We start from the raw sequence: 12,987 nt of genomic DNA on the forward strand, positions 1-12,987 counted from the left end.
GGGCCGTCCTCAGGCTCCGGCATCCGCCTCTCCTTCTCCAGCTACCGGCTCGCAGCCGGCGGCCTGGCGCAAACGGACCACCTCGCCCACGATGAGCAGGGCCGGCGACTGGATCTCCAGGCCCGCCACCCGGCCGGGGAGGTCGCCGAGGGTGCCGGTCACCACCCGCTGCGCGGCCAGGGTGCCCCGCTCCACCAGGGCGGCGGGCATGGCCGACGGTGCCCCGGCCTCCACCATCTCCGTGCACACCTTGTCGAGGCCGTGCAGCCCCATGTAGACCACCACGGTCTGCTGCGGCTGCACCAGGGCGGCCCAATCGAGTTCCGTGCCGCCGTTGCGGCGGTGGGCGGTGACGAACTGGCAGCGATAGGCGTGGTCGCGGTGGGTGAGCGGGATGCCGGCATAGGCGGCGCAGCCCCCCGCGGCGGTGATGCCGGGGATGATCCGCACCGGGATGCCTTCGGCGGCCAGGGCCTCAGCCTCCTCGCCGCCGCGCCCGAAGACGAAGGGATCGCCGCCCTTGAGCCGGACCACATAGTGGCCCTCCCGCGCCCGGGCCACCATCAGGGCGTTGAGCTCCTCCTGCTTGTAGTGATGGCGCGCCCGCGCCTTGCCCACGTAGACGCGCTCGGCGTCCGGTTTGGCCAGATCCAGCACCTCCTGCGGGATCAGGCGGTCGTGGAGAACCACCTCCGCCCGTTGCAGCGCCGCCACCGCATGCAGGGTGAGCAGGCCCGGATCGCCGGGCCCGGCCCCCACCAGATCCACCCGGCCGGCCAGGTCTTCCCCGCTCCCGGGCACCGCCCGGGAGAGGAGCTCGCGCAGGGAGGGGTCTTGCCCGCTCATGGCTTGAACAGCTCCGCCACGGCACTCGGATTGGAGGGGAACCAGGCATGCAGGTAGGTGGCGGTGAGCCGGCCCTGGCGATAGATGGCCTCCGCAGTGCTTCCTCGGTTCCGGGCCCGGATGCAGTGGGCCACAGGCTCGAGGTTCACCTCGGCGCGGCTGTGGTGGAAGGTGTGGCCGCGGATCTCGCCCTCGGGCAGCGGCGCGGCCTGCAGCCCGATGCCCTGCACCCGCTCTTCCAGCTGTGCCTCACCCGGGAGCAGGCCGGCCATGGGGGCGCGGTGGCCCTGGGCGTCGGCCAGGGTGTCCAGCAAGTAGAGGAAGCCGCCGCACTCGGCCAGGATGGGCCGTCCGGCCTGGTGATGAGCATGCAGGTCGGCCTTCAGGGCCTGGTTGGCGGTCAGGGTATCCAGGTGCAGCTCCGGGTAGCCCCCGGGCAGCCAGACGGCGTCCGCCTCGGGCAGGCCCTCGCCGGCCAGCGGCGAGAAGAAGACGAGCTCGGCGCCCATGGCCTCCAGCAGCCGCAGATTGCCGGGATAGAGGAAGGCGAAGGCGGCGTCCCGGGCGATGGCGATGCGCACGCCGCCCAGCTCCGCCTCGGGCTCCGGCAGGGAGCCCGGCTCGAAGGCCACCGGCTCCGGGAGGCCGGTCACCTCGGCCTCGGCCACGGCGTTGGCGGCCGCCGCGAGGCGCTGCTCCAGATCGTCGATCTCCTCGGCCTGCACCAGGCCCAGGTGGCGATCAGGCAGCCCAACCGCCTCGTTACGCGGCACAGCCCCGAAGTAGCGGATCCCCTCCGGAAGTGCCGCACCCAGCATGCGGCCGTGCCCCGCACTGCCCACCCGGTTTGCGATGACGCCGGCGAAGGGCAGGTCCGGGCGCCAGGTGGCCAAGCCGTTGACCACGGCCCCGAAGGTCTGCGCCATGCCGCTGGCGTCGATGAGGCCCAGCACCGGAAGGCCAAAGCGCACGGCCAGGTCGGCGCCCGAGGGGTCGCCGTCGAAGAGCCCCATGGAGCCCTCCACCAGGATCAGGTCGGCGGTTTCCGCGGCGCCATGGAGCATGGCCCGGCAGTCTTCCTCGCCCACCATCCACAGGTGGAGCGGGTCCACCGGATGGCCGCAGGCCTGCTCCAGGATCATGGGGTCGAGGAAATCGGGCCCCATCTTGAACACGCGCACCGCGCGGCCCTGGTCGCGGTGGTAGCGCGCCAGGGCGGCGGTGACCGTGGTCTTGCCCTGCCCGGAGGCGGGCGCGGCGATGAACACCGCCGGGCAGGTGGCGCTCACAGCTCCACCCCCTTCTGCGCTTTCACCCCCGCCTCGAAGGCGTGCTTTTCCTTGCGCATGTCCGTGACCGTGTCGGCCACCTCCATGAGGTCCTGGGGCGCACCGCGGCCGGTGATGACCACGTGCTGCATGGAGGGACGCCCGGCCAGGTCCTCGATCACCGTGGGCAGGTCGAGGTATTCCTTCTTGAGGGCGATATTCAGCTCGTCGAGCAGCACCAGGCTGACGGACTCGTCCTGCAGCAGCGTCCGCGCCTTCTCCCAGGCGGCCTCGGCCATCTCCGTGTCCCGCTCCCGGTCCTGGGTCTCCCAGGTGTAGCCCTCGCCCATGACGTGGTAGGTCACGCCGTCGCACTGGCGGAAGAAGGCCTCCTCGCCGGTGGCGAACTTGCCCTTGATGAACTGCACCACCCCCACCTGCTGGCCGTGCCCCAGGGCCCGGGCCACCATGCCGAAACCGGCGCTGCTCTTGCCCTTGCCGGTGCCGGTATTGACGATCACCACGCCGCGCTCGTCATTGGCCTGGCCGATGCGGCTGTCCATGATCTCTTTTTTCTTCTGCATGCGCTCACCGTAGCGGGCGTCGCTCTGACCTTCGCTCATTTATGGTTTCCTTGCTCAATTTCGGTCGTGGAATCCGGTAGGCCGCCCGGATTGCCCCAGCTATCGGCGTAGACCAGCTCCTCCAGGGGCTCGCGCTCGGCCCAGCCCTCCTGCTGCAGCATGGGCTCCTCGTAGAAGGCCTCCACATGGCCCAGGCACAGCACGGCTACCGGATGGCCGCCCTCGGGCAGCCCCAGGAGGCCGCCCAGGGCCTGCGGATCGAAAAACGAGACCCAGCCCATACCCAGGCCTTCGGCCCGGGCGGCGAGCCACAGGTTCTGGATGGCGCAGGCCACCGAGGCCAGGTCCATCTCCGGCAGGGTCCGCCGACCGAACACGAACCGCTCCCGGCCGTCGGCCAGGGCCGCCACCAGCAACTCACCGGCCTCGCGCACGCCTTCTACCTTGAGACGCAGGAATTCCGCCTTGCGCCCGTCCATGGCCTCGGCGGTGCGACGGCGCTCCTCTTCAACCAGCCCAGCGATGGCCTCGCGCAGCTCTGGATCGGTGACGCGAATGAACCGCCAGGGTTGCATGAAGCCCACACTGGGCGCCCGATGAGCCGCCCCTAGCAACCGCCGCAGCACCGTTGGGTCCACCGGATCCGGGCGAAAATGGCGCATGTCCCGGCGCTGCTCGATGGCGCGGTAGACGGCGTCGATCTCGGGCTGGGAGAAGGCCGTCACTCCCCGCCTCCGCCGCCCTTGATCATGATGAGCTTGCCGGTCTCCGGGTCGCGGTAGACCTCGCCCATGGGCTCGTAGCCGGAGCCGGCGCCGCCCATGCCCTCGGGCACTTCGGGTAGCTCACGCCCCTTGGTGATCTCCTGGTTGCTCAGCTCCTCGAGCGGGGCGTCCTTGCCCCCCTGGCTGGCGGCCAGGGCGGCGATGAGCCCCACCGCGAACACCAGCATGATGTCCACCAGGTTGGCCATGGGCCCCATGGGCTCGGCATCCGCCTCGTCGAAGCGGCCCCGGCTCCAGTCACGCCCGGCCATCGCCGGCCTCCAGGGCGTCAAGCAGGGAATCGTACCAGCGTCGGCGCACCCGGCCGAGGATGAAGCCGACGATGCCCACCAACAGGCCCATGACGGTGGTATCAAAGGCCACCGTCACCGCTTGGGCGAGCGTCTGCAGCTCGCCGCGCCCAAGGGCGGCCAGGCCCGGGCCGAGAGGGATGAGCGTTCCCATGAGGCCGAGCATGGGGCCCACCCGGGCGATGAGGTCGGCCCGCTCGATGCGGCGCCGGCCCACCCGGCCCACCGTACCCCGGTCACCGATCCGGCTTAGGCGAGCCAGGCCGCCGAGGCCCTCGCCCAGAGCCTGTCCCACCTCCCATACCGCCAGGGCCACCAACACGGCCAGGGCGGCGAGCACCGGCTCCAGCAGCCAGCTCACGCCGGCGTGGATCCACTGCACCAGGACACCGTCAAACATTGCTGCCTCCGCTGCGTAGTCCGCGATAGAAGCCGCCGCCGAGCAGGATCAGGGCCAGTCCGGCCGTGGCCCACAGGTACCAGGGCACGTGGCGATCTCGGGATTGGCTTTCGCCATCGCGGGCCTCTTTGTTCGATTCCCTGTCGGATTGCCGGCCCTCGCTCCGCTCGACCTGGCGGGCCTGCCCCGATTCGGTGGCCCGTTCGGTCGCGGCGGGGGCCGCCGCTCCTGCATCCTTCCTTTCGAGCGATTGCGCTTCGGGGGCCTGCTTCACCTCGGCTACCGTTTGCACTGCCTGCCCCTGCTCCTCCGGCTGCTTGCCGCCGGCGGCTTTCAGCTTCTGGTCCAGGGCCTCGGCCAGATCGTCGCCGATCTGGCCCTTCACGTGGTCGAAAACGGGATGCTTGGGCCGGGTATGGCCGGAGCCGGGCAGACCGTTTTCCACAACCGCCCGGGCCAGCTCCTCAGCAAGCTCCTGCTGGGTGGCCTGGGAGGCCTCCCAGAAGCCCTTGGCGATGGCCACATTCATGATGGCGAGCATGTTGGTGCGCACGTGGGCCCGGTTGCCCTCGACCAGGAATTCGTCCAGGTCCAGATCGTGCTTGTCGTCGAGGTAGACGTCCTTGACCTCCTGCCACACCCAATCGTCGATCACCGCCGGATTGGTGACCTGCCACCCCCATAGGTGCTCCATGAACTTGGAGCCCATGGTGCGGGCGCCGCTGTAACCGTGGTCCATTTGGGCCCGGAGCCAGGCGGGGTTGAGGAAGCGGCCGCGCAGCTCCTGCAGCAGGGCGGCCTCCAGGGTCTGCATGCTCGGGTTTTCCGGATCCGAATGGTCGATGATGCGGCTATCCGGCGCCGCACCGGTGACCTGCTCCACGGCCATGGACAGCCCGCCCAGGTAGTCGAAGGCGTCGTTGTTGTCCAGCAGCCCGTAGAGGTTGGAGGCCCGGCCCAGATAGGTGCGCTCCACCCGGCCCAGGTTGCGCCGGAAATCGCCGTGGGCGGCCTCGCCGGCGGCACCGGCGCCATAGGCGTGGCCCATACGGCGCAGGTAGGTGTCCGCCACCTCATCCCGCTTTTCCCAGGAGCCGGAACGCTCCGCCATGCGGTTGACGCCGGCTCCGTAGCTGCCGGGGGCGTCGCCGTAGACCCGCAGGATGGCTTGGTTGCCGGCGTCGGCCGGCTCGGCTCCCTCTTCCACGCCCCGCCGGGCGTCGGCCACCCAATGGGCGGCCACCTTATTGCGCTTTAGCGACTCGGTGCCGGCATCGCGCAGCTCGCCCAGGGGCTTCAGGGCCGCCTCCAGCGCCGGGGTCAGCTCGGGATGCTTCTCCCGGATGGTCTGGCTGGCACCGTCCAGGGCCAGGCGCACGGACTTATCCAGCCAGGCGTTGAGGTTGCCGTAGAGGTCGCGGAACAGACCGGAGGTGGTGAACACCACGTCACGGCGGTAGCGGCCTTCTTCCAGCGGCCGGCGCTCGATGCCCTCGACGATACCTCGGCTGTTCCACACGGGCTTAATGCCCAGCATGTCCATGCCGAAGGCCACCATGGCGCCCTCGTCACGCACCGTATCCGAGGCCCACAGCACCACCGCCTCGCTGCCCTGCGGCGGGCCGTTATCGCCCTCCTTGCGGGCGTCGGCCGCCATTTGCGCGCCCATCTCCCAGCCCACGCGGCTGGGCAACAGGTTGCCGTTCAAGCCGAAGAAGTTACGGCCGGTGGGCAGCACCTCGGGGGTGCGGACAGGGTCGTTGCCCTTGCCCGGGGCCACGAATCGACCGTCCAGACCGGCCAGCAGCCCGTCCATCTCGCGACCTGGCGAGTCGGCCAGGGCCTTGCGCCATTTGTCCTTGATCTCGCCCGCCCCGGCCATGGACTCCAGCATCATCCGCCGCTCCTCATTGGCCCACTCGGCGCCGAAGATGTGCAGGCCCCGGGGCATGAACTCCTCCTGCATCTCGGTGAGGTGGTGGCCCACCTCGTGCACCAGGAGGTCGCCGCCCACCTCGTCCAGGCTCAGCTCGGGATTGCCCCGCTCGGCCCGCAGCTCCGACTCCAGCTCGGAGACCATGTCCAGCTCGGCGATCTTGTCGCGGATGCGGTCCAGGGCGCGCTCACGGGCGGGGGTATTGCCCTGGCCTTCCGCCGACTCGAAGCTCTCCACCAGCCCACGCAGCTCCAAAAGCTGGTCGTACAGGGGCGTGGTGGACAGCGGCGGCGTGAGGTGGTCCACCATCACCGTCAGGCCACGGCGCTTGGCCTGCAGGCCTTCGCCCACGCCGTCGACGATGTAGGGGTAGACGCCGGGAATGTCGCCGGCAATGAGCCGCGGATAGTCGGTGTCGGTGAGCCCCACCCGGCGCCGGGGAAGGAACTCGTAGGTGGAGTGCCGGCCCAGGTGGACCAGGGCGTCCGCGCCGAACTGCGACTTCAGCCAGTGGTAGTAGCCCAGGTACTGGTGCGGCGGCGGCACGGCCAGGTTGGCGTGCAGCAGCTCCTCGTTCACCTCCCAACCACGCGGCGGCTGGGGGCCGATCCAGACGTTGCCGAAGCGCAGGCCGGGGATGAGCATGTCGCCGTCGTGGACCATGACCCGCCCCGGGGGCTCACCCCAGCCGTGCAGGCCCTCGATGCCGGTGTCGCGCAGGCCGTTCACCAGCCTTTGCGCCTGCTCCCAGCTGGCATCGGGCTCCTCGGCGAGCAGGGACTCGTATTCGGCGCGCAGCTGGTCCAGCAGGTCCCGGGCACGGGCGGTCGCCGGATGGTCCGCCCCCTCCACCAAGTGGCGCAGATCGCCGTGCATGCGCTCCAGCAGGTCCCGGCCCAGGTCCAGCCGGCCCGACTCCTCGGCCTCGCGCAGGGTCTCGTGCAGAAAGCCCAGGGGGCCGTCGCGCATCTCGGCACGGATCGGATCGGGCAGCCCGGCGAACCACTCCCGGTACGCCTCCGCCGACAGGGTGGGCACCTCGCTGTGCAGGCGCGCCAGCTCCTCGCGATTCTCGGGCAGGTTCACCCCCTGCTCCTGCATGCGCTCCAGCAGGGCCTCGGGGGAGCCGGGCAGCTCGCCGGTCTCGTAACCAGCGTCCCGCATGTTGCGCAGGATGCGCAGCAGCGAGCGCGGCACGTCCAGGTTGTCGGCGCCGATGTTGTGCCGGCCCGGGGGATGGTTGTAGTAGAGGATGCCGACGCGCTTGTCACTGTTGTCGGTGCGCCGCAGGCGGATCCAGTTGGCGGCGCGCTCGGCTATGGCGGCCACCTCCCGCTCCACCGGGCGGGTGGTGGCGAAGCGCAGCCCCGTGCGCGGGTCGGTGTGCGCGGGCTCCGCCGCGGCCAGCACCAGGGGCTGGCTGACGCCCTGCAGCTCGGGCATGCCCACACGGTAGTGGATGGAGTCCTGGGGCAGGCCGTCGGCGGACATCCGCCATTCGCCCCGGGTGCGGTCGGCGAGGCGGATGCCCTTGAGCACGGGCACGTCCAGCTCCTTCAGGGCCCCGGTCACCGCCTCGCGTCCCTCGCCGCCGCCCACCACGAAGTCCTGCAGGCTGATTACGGCCCCGAGGTCCGCCGGGGCACTCACCTTGCTCAAGCGCTCCACGGCCTGGCGGCTGGCCGTGCCCCAGCGCGCCAGCACGGCAAAGCAGGCCGGCCCCCGGGACTCCACCTCCTCGCAAAGGGCGTCCAGAAGGCGGCGCTTGCCGGCGGCGTCGCCGTCGTCGTAGGCCAGCACCGCCACCGCCGGCTCGCCCTCGGGCAGGTCCAGCTCGTCGGCGGCTACCACCGCGCCGTCGCGGTGGTAGCGCAGCGGGGCTGCCGGCTGCGGCGGGGCGGCGCTCACCTCCACCCCGCCCTTGCTCAATAGCCAGGCCACCAGGTTGGCGGCGTTGTCGGCGCCGCGCCCCCGCCAGTAGGCCCGGCCACGGAGCCACTCGGCCTGCTCCGGGTATTCGGCGGCCATCTCTTCCATGAAGGCCAGCGGATCCTCGTCGGCCCCCGGATCGGCGCCGATCACCGCTTTCGCCTCGCCGGAGAGATCGGCCAGCGGCCGCTCGCCGTCCAGGCGCGACTGGCGCACCAGGGAGCGGGTGCTGCTGACGATAAACACCGGCGCCCCCTTGGGCGGAGGCGACTGGCGCAGCAGCCGCTTAAGGCGCACGGCGGCATCGCCGAACACCCCGGCCATGAGCACGGCGTCGGCCCCGGCCCACAGCCCGGCCACCTCGGCGTCGGAGAGGTCCGAGAGCTGGCTCGGGGTCCGCAGCACCACCTCGTGATTGGGATGGTCGTCCAGATAGCGGTGCGCCCCGCCGGCGGCCATGGCCGCCGAGCGCTCCGAGACGACGCCCACCAGCTTGGCCGCCTGGGCGGAGGCCGCCGGGGCCAGGAGGACGGCTAGCAGGGGAAGAAGGAGTAAGACGCTTCGTGCGGCGCGCCACGCCGCATTCGGGAAAGACATGAGAACTCCGCTGCGCCGGTTCCAGGATCGGGCGATTCCGGGCAGCGCGGGGGAGTCAGTGACGGGTCAGCGGCTGGAAGGGCCGGCTCCCCGCACGTCGCGCCCCGCGACGCCGTGGGTCAAGCCGCTCCAGGCCGGTCTCCGGGCTGACGAGCTGGCGGCGGGGCCGCCGGACGGTTGCCTTCCCGCGCCCGCAGGCGCAGTGGCCAAAGACCGCCCATCACTCGCTTACCGTTGCGGGGGCAGCGCCGGTTGGGCCGTGCGGGCCGTCCGGACTTCCCGTTTCACCCCGGCCGCGAGGCTCGGGGAACCTGGAGCAGGTTGGGATTCTCGGTCGGGCAAGAATCCCCGGAACCCGGAGAGACTACGGGTCAAGATGGGAAAAGGTCAACTTGCCGGGAATGCGCCGGTAGTGGCCCCGGCTACCCCCGACCGGAACCACCGCGGCTGCCCTTGCCATCTTGCTCCACGGCGTCCCAGGGCAACCGACCCTCGATTTCCAGGTGCAGGGCCAGGACGAGGAAGGTCCGGATCAGGATGATCATGGCGAGCATGAGCACGCTGTTCAGGGTGTAGTCGATGGCCACGGTCTTGATGATGTCGGCGGCGACCAGGAACTCCAGGCCCAGGATGAGTCCGCGCACGCTGCGCCGGCGGTATTCCAGGTAGGCTTGATGGGAGGACCAGTGCCGCAGACGCCCCAGATAGACGGCGGTGGCCACCAGGAACCCGCCCAGGATGACCGCGATCCCCACGCCTTCCAGGATCTGGACCAGGGCATTGACGACCTCCCGGAAGCCCACGGCTGACCCTCACCCGGCCAGCCAGGCACCGCCGAGCCCCAGGGACAGGGCACCCACCAGGAGACGGAAACCGTTCATGAGGGCCTCGCCGCGGCGGGCCAGCCAGCCCTGGAGGCCGCCGAACAGGAGGCCGAAGGCGAGCATGCTGGCCAGCACACCCAGGGAGAAAAGCAGCAGGTAGGCCAGACCGGCCCAGGCACCGCCCTGGTGGAGGGTGGGAACCAGGGCCATCAGGGGCGCGGCGCCGGCGAAACCGTGGAGGATGCCCACCATGGTGGGGCTGTGATCGGCCAGGCGGACGGTGCGGGGTGGATGGAGATGGGCCGGTGTGGCCAGATGGACGTGGAGGCGGCTGCCGTGCCGGTGGGGGCGCAGGCGCACCCCGCGCCGCCACAGATCGGCCCAGACCCAGAGGCCCAGGGCGATGAGCACCAGGCCCACACCCCCCTCGGCCAGCGCGTACAGCCCCTCCGGAAGATGCCAGCCGAGGGCCAGCACCACGATGCCGATGGCGAGGATGGTGGCACCGTGGCCCAGGGCCCAGGCGGTGCAGAAGCGCAGCACCCGCCGCCAGCCGGGACGCCGCGTACCCAGGGCGGTTACGGCCATGATGTGGTCGGCGTCGAAGGCGTGCAGCAGGCCGAGCCCGAAGCCGAGGAACAGCAGGCCGGTCAATCCGTCATCCGCCATGGGTTCTCCGGGGAATGGATGGGGCCCCTTTACCCCCATCCACACCCATGGGGGCGCCAAAATCAACCCCGCCGAAACCTAGAGGGCAGCCCGGCGATGGGGGCTGCCCTCCTGTATCCTCCGGCCCGGATCAGGACCCCAGACCGAATCCATCCCAAGAGCCCCCTGGTGTCGCAGGGGGGCCCTTTCCGGGTAGTGGGCCGTTGCCGCTCAGGCGACCTCCTCGTCGTCCCCCGGCGAGCTGCGGTCGACGGCGATGCGCACGGGCTCACCAAATACGCGCCCGTATTCCCGTCCCACCTCCTCGGCGGTCATCTTCGTCAAGCCGCTATAACCGTTCCAGACGATGTCATCGAGCGCCTCGTGATTGCGGCGGAGGCGGTCGCGCTGCTGGGCGAACAGGTCATTGATGGCTTCTCTATAAGGGATCCAGCGCATGGCGCCCTCCTATGGTCAGAGGTTGAGGCCGGCGAGGCGTCGCCGGTGGACAATTGGTTCCGAACTCACACTTCACGGGTCGTCGTTGAATTCCCTGTAGATGACGACAGCCCCCTTTCCTTCGCCGCCCCCGAAGGGGGGATTGATGGATTCAAGCGCGTTTTACCCTCCCGACTCGCTGCCCTGGACCGCCGCCGACAGGAAGTGCTCCGAGAAGTATTTTTCCCCACCGTCGCAGAACAGGGTGACCACGGTCTTCAGCTCGGGACGGTCCCGTTGGAGCTTCTTGGCCGCAAGCAAGTGCGCCCCCGAACTGGGCCCCACGAAGCACCCGTGCTGCTGGGCGATGCGCCGCATCTCGCTCACCGCCTCGGCGCTGGGGACGGCCAACAGATAATCCACCTCGTCCCGATGGTCCTGGAGGATCTGCGGCACAAAGCCGTCGGAGATCCCCTCGATCTGGTGGCGGCCCACCGCTCCGGTAGCGATGGTGCGGGACTCCGTCGGCTCCACCCCCACCACCAGGCAATCCGGATTGACGGCCCGAAAGGCCTGCCCCAGACCCACCAGGGTGCCGCCGGTTCCGATCCCGGCCACCACCGCATCGGGCACGGCGCCCTCGGGGAGCTGGTGTAGGATCTCCGGGCCCAGCCACGTCCGGTTCTCCTCCACGTTCCATTCGGAAGCGAACTGGCGGGGACAGAAGTAGCCCTCGGTCTCGCCCAGCTCCTGGGCGCGCGCCAGGGCCTCGTTGACATGGAAGTCGCCCACTTCCATCACCTCCGCCCCCAGTGCCCGGGACAGGGCCAGGCGCTCCGAGCTGATCCCCACGGGCTGGACCACCAGCATGCGGTATCCCTTCACGGCCGCCACCATGGCCATGGCGTTGCCGGTATTCCCGCTGGAGGCCTCCACGATGGTGTCGCCCGGACGCAGCTGACCCGCCTCCTCGGCCCGCTCGATGATGTGCTTCGCGATGCGCGCTTTGATCGAGCCGGACGGATTCAGGAACTCCAGCTTGCACCACACCCCCTCCAGGTGGGCCAAGGGCGTGTTCCCTATCCGCTCCAGTACCGTGGCGGCCCCCTTCCCCTGCGTCGGGCGGAAGTCCGGACTGAGAACGCTGTCCATTGGTCTCCCCATTACTGACGGTCAAGGACTGAGGTACCGCCTTACCCCTCTTCCCGGGAAGACTGCCGGTCATGAGGAATTAAGAAAATTCGAGTTTTTCGAGGACTGGAATAGAGTTTCGTCTATGGGTTAGGAGGGATGCACCCCGGGACCGGGAGCTGCTTGGGAGGAATGGGATGGGGGAGCGCGGGTCCCCGCCGCCGGCTAAGCGGCCGGGAGCAGGCGCCGCACCCGCTCCAGCCGCCCTTCCAGCTCCGCCGCGGAGTCGGCGCGCACGGTGATGTGCCCCACCTTGCGGCCGGGGCGGGAGTCCTTGCCGTAGAAGTGGAGGTGGGCGCCGGGAACGGCGAGGACGTCGGCACGCTCGGGCAGGACCCCGATCAGGTTGAGCATGGCGCTGTGCCCCACGGGGTCGGTGGCGCCCAGGGGCAGGCCGCAGACGGCGCGCAGGTGGTTCTCGAACTGGCTGGTCTCGGCGCCCTCGATGGTCCAGTGGCCGGAGTTGTGGACGCGCGGGGCCATCTCGTTGGCGAGCAACCGGTCCCCGGCATCGAACAGTTCCAGCGCCACGGTGCCCACGTAGTCCAGACGCTCCAGCAGCCGGGCGGCGTAATCCACGGCGTCCGCCTCGCGGGGGTCGGCCGGCCGGGGCCGGGACTCGAGCAGGATGCCCTGCTCGTGGTGGTTCTCGGCGAGGGGGTAGAAGCGCTGCGCGCCGTCGGCGCCCCGCACGGCGATCATGGACACCTCGCGCTCGAAGGGAACCACCTCCTCCAGGATCAGGGGCACGCCGCCGATCTCGTTCCAGGCGGCATCCACGTCGCCGTCCTCGCGCAGCACCGCCTGGCCCTTGCCGTCGTAGCCCAGGGTGCGGGTCTTGAGCACCGCGGGCAGGCCGATGTCGGCCACCGCGGCCTTCAGAGCGTCCCGCGAATCCACGGCGGCGAAGCGGGCGGTGGGGATCCCCAGCTCCCGGAACAGGGTCTTCTCGTTGAGGCGGTCGCGGCCGGTGGCCAGGGCCTCCGGCCCGGGATGGACAGGGACCTGGCCCGCCAGCTCCGCGGGGGCGGCCTCCGGGACCTGCTCGAACTCGTAGGTGACCACGTCGGCCCATTCCGCCAGCCGCCGCAGCAGCCCAAGGTCGTCGTATTCGCCCCGCAGGTGGGCGGCCACCGCCGCCCCGCAGGGCGCCTCCCCCGGGTCGAGCACGGTGGTCTCCAGGCCGAGGGGATGCCCGGCCAGGGCCAGCATGCGGCCCAACTGCCCGCCGCCCAGGATGCCGACGCGCAC

General features: G+C 70.4%; 12 protein-coding genes and 1 riboswitch. All 12 genes read right to left on the reverse strand.

What is annotated here, in order from left to right:
- Positions 1–9 precede the first annotated feature (9 nt).
- Complete coding sequence (cobA, locus tag AN478_RS12185; RefSeq protein WP_054966901.1) at positions 10–846, reverse strand: uroporphyrinogen-III C-methyltransferase; 837 nt, start codon at positions 844–846, stop codon at positions 10–12.
- Positions 843–2,135 (reverse strand): cobyrinate a,c-diamide synthase, encoded by a 1,293-nt coding sequence (locus AN478_RS12190; protein WP_054966902.1) that lies wholly within the window; start codon positions 2,133–2,135, stop codon positions 843–845. Before AN478_RS12190 ends, cobA begins: the two co-directional genes overlap by 4 nt.
- Positions 2,132–2,737 carry a cob(I)yrinic acid a,c-diamide adenosyltransferase gene (cobO, locus tag AN478_RS12195; protein WP_054966903.1) on the reverse strand — a complete coding sequence of 202 codons (606 nt, stop codon included), beginning with the start codon at positions 2,735–2,737 and terminating at the stop codon, positions 2,132–2,134. The genes AN478_RS12190 and cobO overlap by 4 nt, the downstream gene beginning before the upstream one ends.
- Positions 2,734–3,423: a 5,6-dimethylbenzimidazole synthase gene (bluB, locus tag AN478_RS12200; RefSeq protein WP_054966904.1), complete on the reverse strand. Its 690-nt coding sequence runs from the start codon at positions 3,421–3,423 to the stop codon at positions 2,734–2,736. Before bluB ends, cobO begins: the two co-directional genes overlap by 4 nt.
- Positions 3,420–3,734 (reverse strand): DUF2149 domain-containing protein, encoded by a 315-nt coding sequence (locus AN478_RS12205; RefSeq protein ID WP_054966905.1) that lies wholly within the window; start codon positions 3,732–3,734, stop codon positions 3,420–3,422. Before AN478_RS12205 ends, bluB begins: the two co-directional genes overlap by 4 nt.
- A complete protein-coding gene (locus AN478_RS12210) occupies positions 3,721–4,173 on the reverse strand; it encodes a MotA/TolQ/ExbB proton channel family protein (protein WP_054966906.1) in 453 nt (150 codons plus the stop codon). The genes AN478_RS12205 and AN478_RS12210 overlap by 14 nt, the downstream gene beginning before the upstream one ends.
- A complete protein-coding gene (locus tag AN478_RS12215) occupies positions 4,166–8,635 on the reverse strand; it encodes a cobaltochelatase subunit CobN (protein WP_143004031.1) in 4,470 nt (1,489 codons plus the stop codon). The genes AN478_RS12210 and AN478_RS12215 overlap by 8 nt, the downstream gene beginning before the upstream one ends.
- Positions 8,636–8,750: 115 nt before the next feature.
- Positions 8,751–8,965: riboswitch (cobalamin riboswitch) on the reverse strand.
- Between the two features lie 92 nt (positions 8,966–9,057).
- Positions 9,058–9,438 carry a DUF1622 domain-containing protein gene (locus AN478_RS12220; RefSeq protein WP_054966907.1) on the reverse strand — a complete coding sequence of 127 codons (381 nt, stop codon included), beginning with the start codon at positions 9,436–9,438 and terminating at the stop codon, positions 9,058–9,060.
- Between the two features lie 9 nt (positions 9,439–9,447).
- Complete coding sequence (locus AN478_RS12225; protein WP_054966908.1) at positions 9,448–10,128, reverse strand: urease accessory protein UreH domain-containing protein; 681 nt, start codon at positions 10,126–10,128, stop codon at positions 9,448–9,450.
- Between the two features lie 210 nt (positions 10,129–10,338).
- A complete protein-coding gene (locus AN478_RS12230) occupies positions 10,339–10,566 on the reverse strand; it encodes a hypothetical protein (RefSeq protein ID WP_054966909.1) in 228 nt (75 codons plus the stop codon).
- Positions 10,567–10,728: 162 nt separating this feature from the next.
- Complete coding sequence (locus AN478_RS12235; RefSeq protein WP_054966910.1) at positions 10,729–11,697, reverse strand: PLP-dependent cysteine synthase family protein; 969 nt, start codon at positions 11,695–11,697, stop codon at positions 10,729–10,731.
- A 204-nt stretch (positions 11,698–11,901) separates the two neighbouring features.
- The gene (locus tag AN478_RS12240; protein ID WP_054966911.1) at positions 11,902–12,987 is read right to left on the reverse strand and encodes a 5-(carboxyamino)imidazole ribonucleotide synthase; all 1,086 of its coding nucleotides are present in this window, start codon (positions 12,985–12,987) and stop codon (positions 11,902–11,904) included.

This window comes from Thiohalorhabdus denitrificans (assembly GCF_001399755.1).
Lineage (GTDB): Bacteria > Pseudomonadota > Gammaproteobacteria > Thiohalorhabdales > Thiohalorhabdaceae > Thiohalorhabdus > Thiohalorhabdus denitrificans.

What these genes read in the sequence shown, in the direction of transcription:
- cobA (WP_054966901.1), bottom strand. Translation starts at nt 846, where the DNA reads ATGAGCGGGCAAGACCCCTCCCTGCGCGAGCTCCTCTCCCGGGCGGTG.
- cobO (WP_054966903.1), bottom strand. Translation starts at nt 2,737, where the DNA reads ATGAGCGAAGGTCAGAGCGACGCCCGCTACGGTGAGCGCATGCAGAAG.
- AN478_RS12205 (WP_054966905.1), bottom strand. Translation starts at nt 3,734, where the DNA reads ATGGCCGGGCGTGACTGGAGCCGGGGCCGCTTCGACGAGGCGGATGCC.
- AN478_RS12210 (WP_054966906.1), bottom strand. Translation starts at nt 4,173, where the DNA reads ATGTTTGACGGTGTCCTGGTGCAGTGGATCCACGCCGGCGTGAGCTGG.
- AN478_RS12215 (WP_143004031.1), bottom strand. Translation starts at nt 8,635, where the DNA reads ATGTCTTTCCCGAATGCGGCGTGGCGCGCCGCACGAAGCGTCTTACTC.
- AN478_RS12225 (WP_054966908.1), bottom strand. Translation starts at nt 10,128, where the DNA reads ATGGCGGATGACGGATTGACCGGCCTGCTGTTCCTCGGCTTCGGGCTC.
- AN478_RS12230 (WP_054966909.1), bottom strand. Translation starts at nt 10,566, where the DNA reads ATGCGCTGGATCCCTTATAGAGAAGCCATCAATGACCTGTTCGCCCAG.
- AN478_RS12235 (WP_054966910.1), bottom strand. Translation starts at nt 11,697, where the DNA reads ATGGACAGCGTTCTCAGTCCGGACTTCCGCCCGACGCAGGGGAAGGGG.